This window comes from Paenibacillus sp. IHBB 10380, from assembly GCF_000949425.1.
In the GTDB taxonomy this organism is placed as follows: Bacteria; Bacillota; Bacilli; order Paenibacillales; family Paenibacillaceae; genus Paenibacillus_AQ.
In genome coordinates this window covers 1,134,691-1,150,608 of the sequence record NZ_CP010976.1, presented here as the reverse complement: position 1 = coordinate 1,150,608, position 15,918 = coordinate 1,134,691, and the positions used below count along the sequence as shown (strand labels likewise).

23 protein-coding genes are annotated in these 15,918 nt (G+C 41.2%); 4 read left to right on the top strand and 19 right to left on the bottom strand.

Features of this window, described 5'->3' with window-relative positions; translation table 11 throughout:
- Positions 1-10: 10 nt before the first annotated feature.
- The 14 genes from spoIIAB to UB51_RS05095 all read right to left on the bottom strand — a co-directional run bounded on the left by spoIIAB (position 11) and on the right by UB51_RS05095 (position 9,960).
- Positions 11-472 (bottom strand): anti-sigma F factor, encoded by a 462-nt coding sequence (gene spoIIAB / locus UB51_RS05155; RefSeq protein WP_044876379.1) that lies wholly within the window; start codon positions 470-472, stop codon positions 11-13.
- The gene (gene spoIIAA, locus UB51_RS05150) at positions 469-822 is read right to left on the bottom strand and encodes an anti-sigma F factor antagonist (RefSeq protein ID WP_044876378.1); all 354 of its coding nucleotides are present in this window, start codon (positions 820-822) and stop codon (positions 469-471) included. The genes spoIIAB and spoIIAA overlap by 4 nt, the downstream gene beginning before the upstream one ends.
- A 92-nt stretch (positions 823-914) precedes the next feature.
- On the bottom strand, positions 915-2,099 hold the full coding sequence (locus tag UB51_RS05145; RefSeq protein ID WP_044879902.1) for a D-alanyl-D-alanine carboxypeptidase family protein: 1,185 nt from the start codon (positions 2,097-2,099) through the stop codon (positions 915-917).
- A gap of 205 nt (positions 2,100-2,304) precedes the next feature.
- Positions 2,305-3,126: a purine-nucleoside phosphorylase gene (locus UB51_RS05140; RefSeq protein ID WP_144406958.1), complete on the bottom strand. Its 822-nt coding sequence runs from the start codon at positions 3,124-3,126 to the stop codon at positions 2,305-2,307.
- Positions 3,127-3,144: 18 nt separating this feature from the next.
- Positions 3,145-4,338, bottom strand: a complete 1,194-nt coding sequence (gene deoB / locus UB51_RS05135; protein WP_044876376.1) for a phosphopentomutase — start codon at positions 4,336-4,338, stop codon at positions 3,145-3,147.
- A 98-nt stretch (positions 4,339-4,436) separates the two neighbouring features.
- Entirely contained in the window at positions 4,437-5,345 is a 909-nt protein-coding gene (gene xerD / locus UB51_RS05130) for a site-specific tyrosine recombinase XerD (protein ID WP_044879901.1), read from the bottom strand.
- A gap of 110 nt (positions 5,346-5,455) precedes the next feature.
- Positions 5,456-5,695: a DUF4227 family protein gene (locus UB51_RS05125; protein WP_044876375.1), complete on the bottom strand. Its 240-nt coding sequence runs from the start codon at positions 5,693-5,695 to the stop codon at positions 5,456-5,458.
- A 155-nt stretch (positions 5,696-5,850) separates the two neighbouring features.
- Positions 5,851-6,312, bottom strand: coding sequence for a ferric iron uptake transcriptional regulator (gene fur / locus UB51_RS05120; protein ID WP_044876374.1), 462 nt, complete (start codon positions 6,310-6,312; stop codon positions 5,851-5,853).
- Between the two features lie 217 nt (positions 6,313-6,529).
- Positions 6,530-6,859, bottom strand: coding sequence for a chaperone CsaA (csaA, locus tag UB51_RS05115; protein ID WP_044876373.1), 330 nt, complete (start codon positions 6,857-6,859; stop codon positions 6,530-6,532).
- A gap of 185 nt (positions 6,860-7,044) precedes the next feature.
- Positions 7,045-7,215, bottom strand: coding sequence for a hypothetical protein (locus UB51_RS28145; RefSeq protein ID WP_160297225.1), 171 nt, complete (start codon positions 7,213-7,215; stop codon positions 7,045-7,047).
- Between the two features lie 380 nt (positions 7,216-7,595).
- Positions 7,596-8,330 carry a class I SAM-dependent methyltransferase gene (locus tag UB51_RS05105; RefSeq protein WP_044876372.1) on the bottom strand — a complete coding sequence of 245 codons (735 nt, stop codon included), beginning with the start codon at positions 8,328-8,330 and terminating at the stop codon, positions 7,596-7,598.
- 114 nt (positions 8,331-8,444) lie between these two features.
- Positions 8,445-8,606 carry a peptide deformylase gene (locus UB51_RS26870; RefSeq protein ID WP_082063283.1) on the bottom strand — a complete coding sequence of 54 codons (162 nt, stop codon included), beginning with the start codon at positions 8,604-8,606 and terminating at the stop codon, positions 8,445-8,447.
- 66 nt (positions 8,607-8,672) lie between these two features.
- Positions 8,673-9,179 carry a DUF6855 family protein gene (locus UB51_RS05100; RefSeq protein WP_234405546.1) on the bottom strand — a complete coding sequence of 169 codons (507 nt, stop codon included), beginning with the start codon at positions 9,177-9,179 and terminating at the stop codon, positions 8,673-8,675.
- 397 nt (positions 9,180-9,576) lie between these two features.
- Positions 9,577-9,960, bottom strand: coding sequence for a YmaF family protein (locus UB51_RS05095; RefSeq protein ID WP_044876371.1), 384 nt, complete (start codon positions 9,958-9,960; stop codon positions 9,577-9,579).
- Between the two features lie 173 nt (positions 9,961-10,133).
- Here UB51_RS05095 and UB51_RS05090 point away from each other — a divergent pair, with 173 nt between their 5' ends.
- From UB51_RS05090 to UB51_RS05080, 3 genes are all read left to right on the top strand, one after another.
- The gene (locus tag UB51_RS05090) at positions 10,134-10,430 is read left to right on the top strand and encodes a hypothetical protein (protein ID WP_044876370.1); all 297 of its coding nucleotides are present in this window, start codon (positions 10,134-10,136) and stop codon (positions 10,428-10,430) included.
- A 201-nt stretch (positions 10,431-10,631) separates the two neighbouring features.
- Entirely contained in the window at positions 10,632-10,829 is a 198-nt protein-coding gene (locus UB51_RS05085) for a hypothetical protein (RefSeq protein ID WP_144406957.1), read from the top strand.
- A gap of 223 nt (positions 10,830-11,052) precedes the next feature.
- Entirely contained in the window at positions 11,053-11,214 is a 162-nt protein-coding gene (locus UB51_RS05080; protein WP_144406956.1) for an aspartyl-phosphate phosphatase Spo0E family protein, read from the top strand.
- Between the two features lie 105 nt (positions 11,215-11,319).
- On the opposite strand, the gene spoIIM is transcribed toward UB51_RS05080, so the two are convergent.
- From spoIIM to UB51_RS05055, 5 genes are all read right to left on the bottom strand, one after another.
- Positions 11,320-11,943: a stage II sporulation protein M gene (gene spoIIM / locus UB51_RS05075; RefSeq protein ID WP_044876368.1), complete on the bottom strand. Its 624-nt coding sequence runs from the start codon at positions 11,941-11,943 to the stop codon at positions 11,320-11,322.
- Between the two features lie 241 nt (positions 11,944-12,184).
- Positions 12,185-12,694 carry a PTS sugar transporter subunit IIA gene (locus tag UB51_RS05070; protein ID WP_044876367.1) on the bottom strand — a complete coding sequence of 170 codons (510 nt, stop codon included), beginning with the start codon at positions 12,692-12,694 and terminating at the stop codon, positions 12,185-12,187.
- Between the two features lie 22 nt (positions 12,695-12,716).
- Positions 12,717-13,586, bottom strand: a complete 870-nt coding sequence (locus UB51_RS05065; RefSeq protein WP_234405545.1) for a PRD domain-containing protein — start codon at positions 13,584-13,586, stop codon at positions 12,717-12,719.
- 271 nt (positions 13,587-13,857) lie between these two features.
- Entirely contained in the window at positions 13,858-15,063 is a 1,206-nt protein-coding gene (locus UB51_RS05060; RefSeq protein ID WP_044876366.1) for an endonuclease Q family protein, read from the bottom strand.
- A gap of 1 nt (position 15,064) precedes the next feature.
- Positions 15,065-15,652, bottom strand: coding sequence for an NUDIX domain-containing protein (locus tag UB51_RS05055; RefSeq protein WP_044876365.1), 588 nt, complete (start codon positions 15,650-15,652; stop codon positions 15,065-15,067).
- 95 nt (positions 15,653-15,747) lie between these two features.
- On the opposite strand from UB51_RS05055, the gene mciZ reads away from it, so the two are divergent.
- Positions 15,748-15,885: a Z-ring formation inhibitor MciZ gene (mciZ, locus tag UB51_RS26865; protein ID WP_082063282.1), complete on the top strand. Its 138-nt coding sequence runs from the start codon at positions 15,748-15,750 to the stop codon at positions 15,883-15,885.
- Positions 15,886-15,918: the final 33 nt, after the last annotated feature.

Sequence of the window (15,918 nt, the reverse complement as noted above, 5' to 3'; positions counted from 1 at the left end):
CGCCCAACCCCTAATTATATAAAGCTTTCTTGGATTCAATCCTTTTCATCATTCTGATCGACGTTCCGGCTCCTTGCTCACTAGACACTTCAAACTCATCCATGAAATTCTGCATAATGGTAAAGCCCATACCCGATCTTTCCAGTTCTGGCTTCGAGGTATATAATGGCTGCTTTGCAAGTTCCAAATCTTCAATCCCTTCGCCACGATCCTCAATTGTTATCGTCACAGAATCCTCGGTAATCGTAGCAGTTATCGTAACAATCCCTGTTGGGTCACAATTATATCCATGAATAATACAATTTGTAACCGCCTCAGATACGACAGTCTTCATATCACTAAGTTCATCCATGGTTGGATCTAATTGTGAGATGAAGGCAGCCACCGTTACTCGAGCAAATGATTCATTCTCTGACTTTGCCGCAAATTGTAGCGACATGAAATTAGGAGCATGGGTCTTATCTTCACTCATGATACGACCTCCAGACCTGTAAGTGCATGGCTTTCACTTTCATAGACTGGCATAATCTTTAACATTCCAGACATCTCTAGTAGACGATATACTGGTGGAGTAGCGTCACACACAGCCATCTTTCCACCCTTACTCTTAATAAGCTTGTATCGTCCAAGAATGACACCGATACCCGAGCTATCCATAAAAAGCAAATCTTTTAAACTTAGCACAATATGATCTGTTTGCTTAGTCAGAATTGCCTCATCCAGCTTCATCCGCACATGATCAGCGGTATGGTGATCGAGCTCTCCTGAGAATCGGACAATTAATACCTGTCTGTGGTGCTCCATCTCCATTTGCAAGTTCACGTCATGCTCACTCTCCTCCCTGTCATAAACAAAGAGTTCTAGAAATGAAAATCATATTCCTGCATCACGACAAAACTAGAAGAAAACTGCTATCAATCTACAAAAAATATTTTTGCAGTCGTACGCTTAAATAACGTCCACCATCCCGCCTTATCAACCTTAACGGGCGACTTCAACTCGAATTTCTTCAACATCTGCTCTCCTTGATATACCACTAGATTTCCTAGCACTTGTCCATCTTGGATAGGAGCTTTCAATTCAGTATCTAATTGAAGTTCATGCCTGATGTTCGCCTTGTTACCACTTTTCTTCATCAGAACACTGTAATTTTGACCTGCTACGAGAGACAGCTCTGTTAATTTTCCTTTGTTTATTTTAACGGCACCCATCACGTCTCCCTTTTTGTAGATTGGCTCTTTGCTATATTGGGAGAACATATAATCAAACATTTGGGACACTTCGCTATTCCGAGTCTTTGTATTCGGTTCACCCAGCACAACGGCTACTGCCCTAAGATCATCTCGAACAGCTGTAGCCGTCAAACAAAATTTAGCTTCAGAGGTATAACCCGTCTTCAGACCATCCACGCCATTATAGAAACGCACTAATTTATTGGTATTTACAAGCCAAAAAGGTTTCTTTGAATCCTTACGTAAATAATCTTGGTAAGAACCCGTATATTTCGTAATCTCGTTATGCTTGAGCAATTCGCGACTTATCACAGCGATATCATGGGCAGATGAATAGTGATTGTCTGCTGGCAACCCGTTACAGTTGACGAAATGAGTATCCTTAAGACCAAGCTCCGTTGCGCGCTCATTCATCAGCTCAACAAAAGCTTCCTCTGATCCTGATATTTTCTCAGCCATAGCTACAGAAGCATCATTGCCAGAGGCCATAGCAATTCCCTTCAGCATCTCGTCCACAGACATCTCCTCACCGGGTTCCAAAAAAATCTGGGAGCCTCCCATAGAGGCTGCATACTCACTTGTCCGTACTTTATCGGTCAGTTTTAACTTTCCATCATCAAGAGCTTCCATAGTCAGTAACATCGTCATGACTTTCGTGATGCTGGCTGGCGGTAATTTATCATGACTGTTTTTCTCATAAATAATCGTGCCGGTGTCCGCATCCATCAATATAGCCGAGATGGCACTAGCAGCGAGCTCCGGTGATTTCACTTGATCCTTAGTAGTTTTCTTCTCCTCGGCAGCAAATCCATCGACTGGAAAGCTCAACGAGACAAGACATAGACACAACACCGTGACCCATAACATTTTTCTCAAGATAAGTCCCCTCCTGACATGTAGTTATTCGTAATACAATTGTTACTTTCTTTCAGTGTCGTCAGGTTAGCTGTAAAATATTCCAATTAAACACTGCTACATGATGATTATTTTTGATAAGGCGGCTCTTCTGCAGAGAACAACAAAAAATCCGCAGGAATATATTCCTGCGGATCACTAGACATTGAACAATGAATTACATATGTGGAATGACGTCTAACACAAGACCTAAGAACTTCTCACGGACACGTTCTGTAGTCTCCATTACTTCTCCGTGGGATAACGGTTGATCCAGTATTCCCGCGGCCATGTTACTAATACATGTAATACCGAGCACTTCTAACCCAGCATGCCGAGCTACAATAACTTCCGATACAGTAGACATTCCAACAGCATCAGCACCTAACGCACGTAGCATCACGATCTCAGCAGGGGTCTCATAAGTCGGCCCAAGTAATCCTGCATATACCCCTTCACGTACATCAAACCCTCTAGATTGAGCCGTTTCCTTCGCAAGCGCACGCAATCTACGGCTATACGCTTCGGACATATCTGGAAAACGTACTCCAAGATCAGCATCATTCGGTCCTATGAGTGGATTCGTTCCTGTCATGTTCAAATGATCTGAGATCAACATCAAGTCCCCTGGTTCATAGGTTGTGTTCACACCACCAGCCGCATTCGTTACGAGAAGACTCTTAACCCCCAGCTCATTCATCACGCGCACGGGAAAAGCTGTCGTTTCTGGTCCATACCCTTCATACATATGAAAGCGTCCCTTCATCATAACCACTTTACGACCTTTAATCGTACCCAGTAAAAGTTCACCTTCATGTCCTTCCACGGTTGACACAGGGAAATGAGGAATGTCTTCATAGGAAATAGTAACACCATTCTCAATAAGCTCTGCCAGAATGCCCAATCCTGAGCCTAGAATCAATCCTATCTCCGGAACAATATTACTCTTACTATTTATATATGCTGCTGCTTCTTTAATGGCTTGACTTGAATTCGTCATATGAATCTCTCCCATTCTCTATATTAATTGTTTCAAAAAACTTGTTCCGTATTTCGGAGCTTGTGCTCCAAAGTTCTCAGCAATTGTAGCACCCACATCTGAGAAAGAGCTGAGGATGCCCAAGTTCGAAGTCGCAGTGAAACGAGGACTATATACAAGTAAGGGTACAAATTCGCGCGTGTGGTCTGTCCCACTATGCACAGGATCGTTCCCATGGTCTGCTGATATAATGAGTAGATCATCTTCCCCAATCTTAGAGACGATATCTGGAAGTGCCTGATCGAACACCTCTAGTGCTCTACCGTATCCTTCTGGATCACGACGATGTCCATATAAAGAATCGAAGTCCACAAGGTTCGTAAATAGAAAGCCCGTAAAATCTTGCGACAATTGCTCAAGGGTGACTTCAATACCATGCTCATTACTCTTCGTAGGATAAGACTCTGAGACACCTTCTCCAGTGAAAATATCATTGATTTTACCTACAGCAATCACTTTCTTGTCTACATCCTGTACCGCATTCATGATGGTGGGTTCAGGTGGCTTCACAGCATAATCATGCCGATTAGGTGTGCGTGTGAAATGTCCAGGCTCTCCTACGTATGGACGAGCAATGACGCGACCTACGGAGAACTCTGGAGCCATGGTTAATTCCCTTGCAATTCTGCAGGCTTCATACAACTCTTCCAATGGAATAATATCTTCATGCGCAGCTAATTGAAAGACGCTGTCACCAGATGTATAGACGATCCATGCCCCTGTTTTCATCTGCTCTTCACCGTATTCAACAAGAATATCAGTACCCGAGGCAGGCTTATTCCCAATCACTTTACGCCCTGTCTTCTCCTCAAATAACTGTATTAATTCCGCCGGGAAACCTTCTGCGTATGTATTAAAGGGGATATCAATTTTAAGTCCCATTAATTCCCAGTGTCCTGTCATCGTATCTTTACCCACAGATACTTCCTGCATTTTACCGAAATAAGCAGTAGGCTTGTCTACAGGACTTAAAGGGGGGATCGAAGCGATATTCGCCAGTCCCATTTGTTGCATATGAGGTAATTTAAGATCCTGCACTCTTTCTAATATATGTCCAAGTGTATGTGATCCTTCGTCACCAAACTCAGCAGCATCCGGTGCTTCTCCAATCCCTACACTGTCCAGTACGATGAAGCAAATACGCTTAAAGTTACGTTCATCCGAATTTACCATGAGCTTTCACTCCTTATTATGTTCAATCATTCCATACTATGATGCCAATCAACAAAAAAACCATTCTTCCACAGAACGGGATATGAGGTCAAAAAGTACTATGATAACGACTCAAACGAAGCCCGTGGATGGTGATGATCATATTCTTCCTTCATACTTTTCTTAGTTATAGAGCTATACAGTTGTGTCGTTGAGATATCGGAATAACCTAACATTTCCTGCACAGAGCGTAAATCAGCTCCATTCCCTATCAGATGAGATGCAAAGGAATGACGTAGTGTGTGTGGAGTGATGTCCTTCTTAATTCCTGTCTCTTTCCCATACTTCTTCATAAGCTTCCAGAATCCTTGACGTGTTAACCTGCCCCCTAAGGTGTTTAGGAATAACGCCTGTTTATCGCCATTATCTCTCGCTAGCTTATCCCGACCCTCTTGTAAATAAAGATCGACATGTTCTGCAGATATCCTATTAAAAGGAAGAATTCGTTCTTTACCTGAGCTACCGATACAATGTAAATATCTAAGCTGCGTTTGCACATGCCCTATATCTAGCGAGACCAATTCTGACACTTTCATTCCCGTTGCATACAAAAGCTCTAACATCGCCTTATCCCTTAAGCCCTGAGGTGTTAACGATTCAGGAGCAGCCAACAATTGCTCCACTTCCTCAATAGATAGTACATTCGGGGCTTTTTTCTCAAGCTTCGGCGTTTCAATATGAAGAGAGGGATCATGTCCCACAACAGACTCTTTAGATAAGTATTGAAAAAATGAACGTATAGATACTGTCTTACGAGTCACTGTAGAAGCAGCCCGACCAGCCTGTTTCATCGATTGTAAAAAAAGAACGATATCACTTCGCTTGATCTGATCAGGAGAATGGATACCTCGAGCTTCCATAAACTCGAGTACCTGTACCAAATCTCGCTCATAGCTCTCAAGCGTATTTCGTGACAACCCTCTCTCATCACCCATGTATCGAATAAAGGATACCAGATACTCTTTCATGGTCATTGTGCTCCTTCTATATCCGAGTGCATGAAGCTTACAATTCCCTTAGGGCTTCATTATCAATAGTAAATTCGACACGTTTCTCCATAATCCTGCCTATTAATGTCCTATTCTCCATACCAATAATAGAATCGTAGACGTTCACCCATACTAGCATCTTCTGCATTTCCATCTCCATCATGAGACTGAAATGCTTTGACAGCGTAACCTTTAGGAATCTTATATTGATCCACTGGTGTGATCCAACGTCCAAATAAACCTACCATGTGATAGAACATATAAGTTAATGCGACAAACATAATAATAAACCTTATAAAACCTAGGCATTTACGCAAAGAAATGACCATAGAAACGCCCCCTCTTCCATGAAGATATGACGGTTTGTCCCCATTTATTCCTTGCCTACTTGACATCACCATAGTCTCATTAACAAGCAAAAAGCCCCCCCGATGAATCCAGTGCCGGTGAGAGCTTTGTATTCTCATTACGATATTCATAATTCTTAAGAATCTTTGTTGTTATCATTCTTTTCTTTACAGCGGTAACAAATACCATGAAAATCAAGTCGATGATCAGATACTGTGAAATTGTATTCTTTATCAAGACGCTCTTCCAATGGACCGAGCCAATCTTCACGTATTTCATCCATTCTACCACACTGTACACAAATTAGATGATGGTGATGATGCTTTGCTGTATCTGTTCGTAGGTCATAACGAGCGACGCCATCACCAAAGTTAATTTTCTCCACAACATGAAGTTCACTCAGAAGCTCTAGTGTACGATACACCGTAGCGAGACCGATCTCGGGAGCTATTTCCCTGACTAACATGAACACATCTTCCGCGCTTAAATGATCTTCTTCATTCTCAAGTAGAATTCTGACCGTCGCTTCCCGCTGGGGTGTCAGCTTGTAGCCTTGGGATTGTAATTGTTGTTTAATTTTGTCGATCCGAGCTTGCATCTTCTCCCTCCCCCTAGGAAATTACTGCATTTAATATCACTTCCATCATTATAGTGGGATTAGACAAACAAAGTCAAACCATTCTATTGTATAAATGAGAGTGTAGGAGAGTGGATTAGCATAGGTATGACCCATCGCATCATCTTTGATATTTCAGCTCTAGTCATCTGATTACCCTAAGCCTGACATTGTTTTATAGCCAGTAGACTCTAACACCTTAGGCAACGGGTGTACCATTTTTAACAGGTTCATCTGGCTTTAAGAGCACCACATCACCTTCTGCTGGAATACCACCAATTACCAACACCTCAGATTTAAAACCTGCGATACGTCTAACTGGAAAGTTGATTACTGCGATTACTTGACGTCCAATAAGTTGTTCTGGTTCATATCTTTGTGTAATTTGAGCCGAAGAGCGTTTAATACCCATTTCACCAAAATCAATTTCTAATATTATTGCGGGTTTTCGCGCTTCTGGAAAGGGTTCTGCTTTAATTACAGTACCAACACGGATATCTAATTTCAAAAAGTCTTCAATTGTCACCACAGATGTTTCCTCCAATACCTACAGTTACCCTGGTTTTCGGTATAATCTTAGGTTATAAATTTATATAAACAAGTCTACCCGTTAGTGCAACGAAGCTACCAATCGAATGGATAGCCTTCAGTTTTAAAGTATCGTGATTCGTTAGCTGAGCAACCAGAGCTATAAAGTTTAAATTAATTATTTTTCTAAGACAGTACATTTCCATCATACATTGCGACAACGGCATAAACAGAATTTTCAAGTGATTGTTTACTCTGATCTACATCCACTGCGCCCCACCCTACGGATTCCCACAAGAGATTATGTTCCTCCACTGTTGGGGAACGATTAATAATTTCATATTGTTGATTTGTCATATTTATTAACCACCTATTTTTAATGGATTTGGTGGTTGTTTTTACATAACCACCATAATTAGTTGGCTTTAAAACACTCTAAATCCATGTTATCCACCTCCCTTTACCCTTTGTGGTAAATTATAACTTGTAATAAATATTTCAACAATTGATAGTGATAAATAAAAGTCCTATGGATATTTGCCGTTTTAACACATAAAGAAACCTTTATAGATATCTGCTAAAATCCAGAATTACCATCTAAAAGTAAAACCTTCCAGAAGAGATAGGAAGGTTATTAAGCATGTCATTTTAGTTTAAGGCTATAGTTCAAAGAAATTAAGAGAAAAATATTGACAAGATATTAGATGGTTTTAGCTTAGTTTCACTTACTGAAAATTCTAATTTTTGACCGCTGCGATCATGAGGAAGATAGGGCGACGGGTTTCGTCTCGCATGTCGGGATTCTTGTCCAGCATTTCTTGCGTCGGTTGTGGTTCGGAAACTTTCGTAATTCTAAAGCCGGATTCAATTAGTGCATTCATATGGGTAGCGACGGTCCGATGGTATTTAATGACATCATTGTCCAGAAATCTTGCCTGTCGTGAACCTTCATGATGGTAATCGTCGACAGGCCAATGTAATCTCTCCCCTTGCGGACCATAGTACCAATCTTGTGAAGCGAGCGCAGTAAAGACCGGATGTTCAACCGAGAGCACGAAAGTGCCCTCAGGTGCAAGGCAGTGATGGATTTTCTGACAAAGGATGTCAAAACGCTCGATATAATGGAGTGCAAGTGAGCTTATTACCACGTCGAATTCCCCTGCGGTAAAGTCGATATCTTCGATCGCGAGACGGAAATATTTGATCTCTGAATCATTGGTCATAGCTCTGGCGCGCTCTAACATATTCTCTGAAAGGTCTACACCAACCACCGAACGGGCATGCTGTTCGCGCGCATATCGGGAATGCCAGCCAAATCCGCAGCCAAGATCAAGCACCTTTTTATCACGTAGCTCAGGAAGCATTGCACGTAGTTCTTGCCATTCCCCAGCAGCATTCAGTCCACCGATCGAACGAGGCATCTGACTGTAATTCGCGAAAAATTCTGAATCATCATATTTGTTCTGTTTCATAATGGCCGAAGCCTCCTAACTTGAATTACTTTAAGATTACACCATGATAAGTATATGGTTCAAATTCAACTCTAATTAAACATAACTGAACGACCAAACGTCCTAGACATCCCTTTAAAGCGAATTGCTACATGTTAACTTACTCACTTCAAGTAGACTCGCGCTTTCATTAGTTTCCTCATTATAAAACAAACCATCTTCGATATGATCTATGTAGAGAATTCCATTTAAATGATCAATTTCGTGTTGGATGCATCTTGCTAGCTGACTAGAAATGAAGAGCCACCTTTGAGTAGCTCCTCTATTTTATTTGTACTGCTACTGCTACTGCTACTGCTACTGCTACTGCTGTTTTATTGTCCTCATTCGATTATTCCTTGGGTTATGTTCTACTTCTGCTAGTCCTAATTTTTCCATCAAAGGTGGTATATACATGCCAAATCTACCGCGCAAACCTTTTTTCAAGCCGTACCAACCACCAATTGGATTTTCAGGCGACCGTCCCCAGGCTTCAACTGTACCTTCTTTTACAGGTTTCTGCTCATCAGCACTAGCTAGTTCTATCCAGTCACCATGCTGTTTGAGCATAGTGTTTAAGTCATCAACACAACGATAGTCATAATGCAAAACAGTTTTGCCTACAGTACATACTAAAATTACTTTTCCATCTTTTTCGTCCTTAAACATTTCATAATCACATGTTTGAGGAGGAGTTTTTAGTTTCCAAGGATTTTCTTTTGTTCCCTCTATTGTCGACATACCATCTCTCCTTTGGCTTTCCAGTTCCAATATACAATATAAAATAGCACTCAGCCTAATTAATATAGCGCATCCACTAGTCTTTTCCATAAGAAGTACACCTACATCAACTCTACTCACCTGCAGGTCATCCAGTGGACGGGCCGGTACTTCGTCGTCCCCCCTGGCCAGAGACTTTGTTTAGTAAGATAATCAGCAGCTTCTCTTATTGATCGTCTAAGTTCCACAACGGTTACGGCTAGCTCTGTATGGCCCTTTTCAATAACCATAATCTTAACGCTGATGACCACCGATTGTTAGGCGTCAACCCCTCCAACAAGAAAAGATGAGCCAGTAGCAGCTCATCTTAGTTAAGTTTGATTTTAAATAGAAGAACTGGATATTTACTAACTTGTGACTGATTCCTTTAAGCATTACTATCCCAAATAACATATTGGGCAAATGTATTAGTTAAAGATTTTTCACTCAAAAAAATGACTTAATAACATTAACCTTCCTCATCTTCAGTATTCCCACTGTACCTATGAGCGTGAGGGATCTTACCGTTTACTGTTGTATATCCTTTAAAAGGATGGTAATGTCCACCACCTGTCAATTGAATTGCAGGTCCTGTAGTTCCTCTAATTATGTGAGTATGTTGATCATTAAATGATGTTTTTGCACAATAATTATGAACATGTTGAATACCACTTGGAGCTGGTTCTGTTACTCCAGCGTAATGGTGGTAATGCCCAACATCAAATGAAGTATCCCCTGCAAAAGGATGAACATGAACTGATCTTCCGTCCCACGAAGTAATAAAAAGTTGATGTGAATGCTCGAAATCTGAATCATCAGAATGAACAACAAAACCTGTGATTGGTATTTTCATCAGTAACCCCTCTCTTCATCAAATGCTACATGTTATGAGGGAGGTGAAGCAAATGTTCAATCTTAATCTTGAATAAGCCCTAATATTATTAATTTATAGGCTAACGCCGTGAACATTATAGGGTGCAGTCCATAGACTGTTGTCGAGGTATACTTAACTCAAGGAGGTTATCCATGGATACAAATTACTATCAACAAGTCAGTTGGAATAGCATGAATAAATATGTTGGGATAATAACGACTGACGGTCATTCGCATGACGGGTTTATTGCTCACGTCGATCAGAACTGTGTTACCCTTGCTGTTCCTACCAATGAAATGATAGATCGTTTAAACGGAATGCCGACTCAAGAATCTGCCTATAGACAATTCGGATTCCATCCAGGCTTTTTCCCAAGACGCCGCTTTTTCCATCGACGTATTCCTTTTCTCGGAATTAGGGATTTATTTCTGCTCCCATTTTTCATATGACAAGTTGGAGGGGTATGAATACTCATATCCCATTTCCATCCTTTCAGCGCTCATTTGTAGTCTGTTCGAACGTTATGGTCGAGCACATATGGGTAAGGAACAATTTCCTTGGATGAAATAAATAGATCTCTGAGCATTTTAGGGACTGATGAAGGAATTCCAGAAATATTGTCGAAATCTCAGTCTGAGGTGATTTATTCGATGATAGAGGAATTATATATAGCCACAGCTACTAATCAACAGATGACTGTGACGCTTAATAGTGGTGAGATTATAACAGGAGTCGCCGAAGTATGTACCGATCCCGAACGCGCTAAGATTCGTACGTTTGAAGGTCTTGTGTGGGTTCCTTATGATGATGTAGAAAATGTATCACGAGTACTGAGTATGTTTCATTAAACTAATGCCCGCATTGGCGTCATGCCTCTGTGGTCATTAGTTTTGCGTACTCAATTCTTATCATTTCAATAAAAAAATCGATCATATCATAATCGCCTGAAGAGTCTACAGCGGAATAGACGAAACCTACTGGTCATTCCGGGATGGTCGCGGAAATCCGCCCCACGGTCGCAGTGCACGGCGAACGTATAATATAGATATTCGATCATGGGAGCTGTTCAAATTGGATAGAATAATCGGAAAAATTGAAGCACTCCGGTTAGAATTAAATAAACTATCATTGATTAAACAACTAGCTGACCGGGAACTCATCGAGACTAGCCAACAACTAGATGAAGTACTGAATCAATACAACATGTTGCTTAAGCAGAAGTCTGAAAATTGATATACGGGAGTCGCGAAAGCGGCTCCTTCTTGAATTTAGTTCAGTCTTGTTCAGAGTAAATCCTGAATGAATGCTTGCCCTTTATCATCAATGATTTTAATGCTTTTAAATCATAAAAGGCGTGACCCAGCGCATCATCGCTGGTGTGACCCAAGTTTCAAATAAAGATATTCCTAGCATGAGTGCCGCCATAACTAACGTAAGCCCCACATATCTTACGAACGGACGCTTAAAGTTGTTATTATGGTGCATTAGCACTCTATTCTTAATAATGTGCAGTGAAAAAGTAATGGCAGCCACACTACAGATAAGTAGCACTGGAATAATCAATAAATTATGTGGTGCCACGGATACCATGGCAAATAATAATCCTTTCCAAGAGAATTGCCCCACCAAGTAGCCTACCGTGAATCCGATGAGTACACCTTTTAGAAAATCTAGAATTAAAATTCCCGGTAACCCAATGACAGATAAACCACAAATCCAAATCAAGCCTACCCATTTCAAATGCAGTCCAGCAATACTCCAATAGGTGTCCTGTAGAGACATCCCATCCCCTTGATCCACAGTCGCAAAATAATTGCCCAAATATCTAGCTAAATCCTGTTGCTGCTCAAGCGAAAGGGCGTTAACCATTAACGCACCGAAGATTACACCGACTAAGAATAACACCGCTACAAAGATGTAGAGCGTGGTCAGATCCTTAAAGGAATGGCGTAAAGATTGCATAGCTTAAGAGTCTCCCTTCCTATCACATACTTTAGGTTATGAGAGACTTCCATAAACTATGACTTGTCCTCTATCTTCTCTGTCATAGCTCATACTCCATCTAATCTTTAATTATTTAGCTATCATCATAGCATCTTATTTTTCCTTAAAAACACAAAAAACAAGGACAAAATTTTATATTTTATCCTTGTTTTATAAAAGGGACTTGCCCTCGTTTCATATCTTGTCACGCTAAAGATAATTATTTCTTTGAAGAAGCAACGGTAAGAATACTTTCTTTACCGGCGGTTACCGGACCATAGTGACAATCCACATCCCAAGTGAATTCCTCGCTACTGGTAACAATAACCGGCGAGATGGTACGTAGTCCGGCTGCACGAATAGCCTCCAGATCAAATTCAATCAGCATTTGCCCTGCTTTGATCATGTCTCCACTAGCAATATGACTGGTAAATCCCTTACCTTTCAGGCTAACGGTATCAATCCCGATATGTAATAGTAGCTGCATGCCAGAGGGATGCTCCAAAATAACGGCATGATTTGTTTTAACTACATGGGCTACCTTACCATCGAAAGGAGCAATCAGTTTTCCTTCTATAGGTTCAATGGCAATTCCCTTTCCCATATGTCCACCTGCAAAAATTTCATCTGGCACTTCCGTAAGTGGTACGGAATTACCGCTTAGTGGTGTAGTTATCTCCATATTTTCAGTATGTTTCTCTTCTTTTTTTGATCTCCATTTGGAAAACATAAATTGTCACTTCTCTCCGCTACTATTTTTGTTTTTTCTCTAGGGTCTGGAACAACCGATGTAAATGCATGGCGAGGAAACACAACTCTTCTTCAGGAATGTCAGTTTTCAGTTTATTTTGCATGACTTCCCCCAGCTTTTTGGCCAGCTTGTATTCTTCCTTGTATTCTCTCTTAATATGCTTCACAAAAGGATTATCTATTAACGATCCATGCAGAATTCGTTCTATTGAGAACCGCAGGTGAATCATCAATCTAACGTGATTCATACTTCCATGCTCAAACATAATATTACGTTCCATCTTAATCATTTCAAGCAGTTCACTCACAATATTAGAGGCTTTTACCAGTTGCCCTACCGGAACATTGCTTACAGCTGAGTATACGTGATAGGTCAAGAATCCAACCTCATCTTCAGGAATTTGCACCTGAAACTCTGCATTAATTTTCTCAGCAGCCCTGCAAGCGATCTCATATTCCTTTGGAAAGGTCAGCTTCGTTTCTTGTAAAAAAGGATTGACAATGTCCATGCCGTTGCGCAGTCGGTAAATGGTAAATTGAATATGGCTTGGGAGTGCCAAATATATTTTGTCGTTTAACTTGTCGGGAAACTCATCGGCGATGTCTGCAATAATCTCATCGGTTATTCTCATGATCTTAGGATCAATATCTTCCAATAAAGCCTGATACTGACTCCATTCTTCACGGTCTTCCAACCGAAACAGCTTCTCAATCCGGTGATCATCCCCTTCGATCACCCCTGAATCTTTGACTGCAAAACCAATACCCTTGCCGATGATGACATACTCTTTCCCCTTCTTGCCACCTTGAACCATCACAACGTTGTTACCGATGACACGCTGTACCTGAAATTGCTCGCTTTCCCGCGCCAAGTTCTCCCTCCTTTCCAGTTATAATTCTATATAAGCAAAAAAAGCCAAAAGAAGACTTACTAGATGAAGTCAATTTTTAGCTCATGCCCATTACGGTAACACGCCACAAATATATAAACGATCATTTATGAGATGATCATAAATCATAGTCCATCTCTCGTCAATGGCTTTTTTTTGACAAGTTTACTCTCTGTTATATAGTCTCGGGGCTAAATTGTGCTTACCATTATCGCACCGAATTGATACTACAACTATCTAATACTCATCTGAATCAAGGTTTAATCACTTTGCCATACGTCCCGCCTCCACCAGAAGAAAGGGATAACAAACCACTACGAGCCAGAACAATTTGAGAAGCCATTTTATCCCCAACGATCTCCGCAATTAACTCTTTCTTTGCTTCATGTAGAATAGCCATCTCCGTACCAAATACGTCAAGCAGGCATGCCATTGTAGCCTTACCAAGACCGGGAATAAATTCAAGTGGAACCTGATATTGATAAGGTGGGCGGTGTTCAGTAATATAGGGTTCCTGCCTATCAGCAATACTGAGAATGCGATCAAGCACACCTTGTACCAACTTTTTACTTCCGCAGTGTGGGCATAGATGTTCAGCACCTGAGGATTCTTCAACAATGGCGTTGCAATGGTTACAATAGGTCCGGTGGTATTTACCCAAACGCGGATTCAATCCATAGTTCGCTGTTACCCTCCGCCCATCCATCCTAGACAACGCCTTACTGAATTCCATAAAAGAAGGCGCGCACAATCTTAATTGATTATACTCCCGCCCTATTTTGCCAAGGGAGTGAGCATCTGAATTACTCAAGAAAGTAAACTGATCAAGCTCGCTCAGAGTTCCTGCCATTGCAGAATCTGCACTAAGACCCAGTTCTATCCCGCTTATCATACTCAGATCTAATATATCTTCCATCTTACTTGTCACATTTCCGTAGATTCCTTTATGTGGGGTGAAGACATGGGCTGGAATCATTAAGCCCCCACGGGCATATATTTCTTCCTGTAATTTACGAGCTGGAACATACAATCGTTGTGAGCTAAGATTCACATTCTTCATATGGGAACTCATCCATCTCGTGAAATGCTGCATGGCTTCTAGATTCGGAAAATAGGCGAGTAGATGCGCTGCCCCCTTATTTGGCTCAAAGATCTCAATTTCAGTCCCAAGCAGGATTGTGGTACCACTATATGATATCCCACCCCCTACAACTTCAGACATCTCACCGGAGTGTAAGCTTGATATAATGTCGTTCTGCACTGAAGGAGAATGGCAATCAATAATACCAATCAACTCAATCCCCTTCCGCTCAGAAGCTTCTCTAGCAATATTCTCAAATGTAAGATTACGGCTACCGCTGATCTTTACCGCTTGCCCATCTGAGGCTCGTCCAATATGTATGTGCAGGTCTGCATAATATTCTTTAAGTGTCTCGTTACTTATTACATTCTCGCTCATCTTATTCACCAAATTTACCTGTCAACGTATAGAGATGCCACGCATACACAGCCATAATGGTCTTAGCATCACTGATCCGTCCCTCTTGAATATAACGATAAGCTTCTTCCAACGTGAGTTCTGACATCTCCAGAAATTCATCTTCATCTGGCGCCATGTCACCAACAGTAAGATCCTCAGTTACATATAAGTGAATCAATTCATCTGCGAAACCAGGAGATGTATAAAAGGATTGAAGATGCTTCATTTCACCGCAGCTATATCCTGTCTCTTCCTTTAATTCCCGAACGGCTGCTTCCAGCGGATCTTCCCCTGGCTCTAGCTTTCCTGCCGGAATCTCCACTTCACAACGACCCAAAGGTTGACGATATTGATCAACTACAATCAACTTGCCCTCATGTAAGGCAAGAACAGCAACGGCCCCTGGATGTTTAACAACTTCACGTGTGGCAGTATTTCCGTTCGGTAATTGCACCGTATCCACCTGAAGGGAAATGATCTTCCCCTGAAATATAGATTGTGTCGATAACGTGATCTCCTCTAGTGAGGATGAAGCTGAATTAGAAATGAATTCATTTGATTTTTCCACAAACAATACCTCCCTTGATATAAAACAAGTATGAACACATGGGTTAGTACATATGCTGTTATTATAGCAAATCTTAATTCGAAAGAAGGTAAACCATGAAGAGCTATCGCTCCACTGACTCATTTCGTATGGTTGGACAAGCTTGGCAGATTAGCATTATGCTCAAACAATGGCAGAAACAATATGGACCTGATGTAACCATTAAACAATTACTGCAAGAAACCAAAAATTAGATCTCTCTGGGAGTAGGCTTACCCTCTTGATCA

Coding starts and splice junctions, on each gene's coding strand:
- UB51_RS05095 (WP_044876371.1), bottom strand. CDS start 9,960: ATGAAAATACCAATCACAGGTTTTGTTGTTCATTCTGATGATTCAGAT.
- UB51_RS05140 (WP_144406958.1), bottom strand. CDS start 3,126: ATGACGAATTCAAGTCAAGCCATTAAAGAAGCAGCAGCATATATAAAT.
- UB51_RS05145 (WP_044879902.1), bottom strand. CDS start 2,099: ATGTTATGGGTCACGGTGTTGTGTCTATGTCTTGTCTCGTTGAGCTTT.
- UB51_RS05100 (WP_234405546.1), bottom strand. CDS start 9,179: ATGGAAAAGACTAGTGGATGCGCTATATTAATTAGGCTGAGTGCTATT.
- UB51_RS05125 (WP_044876375.1), bottom strand. CDS start 5,695: ATGGTCATTTCTTTGCGTAAATGCCTAGGTTTTATAAGGTTTATTATT.
- UB51_RS05070 (WP_044876367.1), bottom strand. CDS start 12,694: ATGTTTTCCAAATGGAGATCAAAAAAAGAAGAGAAACATACTGAAAAT.
- spoIIAB (WP_044876379.1), bottom strand. CDS start 472: ATGAGTGAAGATAAGACCCATGCTCCTAATTTCATGTCGCTACAATTT.
- UB51_RS05090 (WP_044876370.1), top strand. CDS start 10,134: ATGGATACAAATTACTATCAACAAGTCAGTTGGAATAGCATGAATAAA.
- deoB (WP_044876376.1), bottom strand. CDS start 4,338: ATGGTAAATTCGGATGAACGTAACTTTAAGCGTATTTGCTTCATCGTA.
- UB51_RS05105 (WP_044876372.1), bottom strand. CDS start 8,330: ATGAAACAGAACAAATATGATGATTCAGAATTTTTCGCGAATTACAGT.
- UB51_RS05085 (WP_144406957.1), top strand. CDS start 10,632: ATGATAGAGGAATTATATATAGCCACAGCTACTAATCAACAGATGACT.
- fur (WP_044876374.1), bottom strand. CDS start 6,312: ATGCAAGCTCGGATCGACAAAATTAAACAACAATTACAATCCCAAGGC.
- UB51_RS05060 (WP_044876366.1), bottom strand. CDS start 15,063: ATGAGCGAGAATGTAATAAGTAACGAGACACTTAAAGAATATTATGCA.
- spoIIM (WP_044876368.1), bottom strand. CDS start 11,943: ATGCAATCTTTACGCCATTCCTTTAAGGATCTGACCACGCTCTACATC.
- UB51_RS28145 (WP_160297225.1), bottom strand. CDS start 7,215: ATGACAAATCAACAATATGAAATTATTAATCGTTCCCCAACAGTGGAG.
- mciZ (WP_082063282.1), top strand. CDS start 15,748: ATGAAGAGCTATCGCTCCACTGACTCATTTCGTATGGTTGGACAAGCT.
- xerD (WP_044879901.1), bottom strand. CDS start 5,345: ATGAAAGAGTATCTGGTATCCTTTATTCGATACATGGGTGATGAGAGA.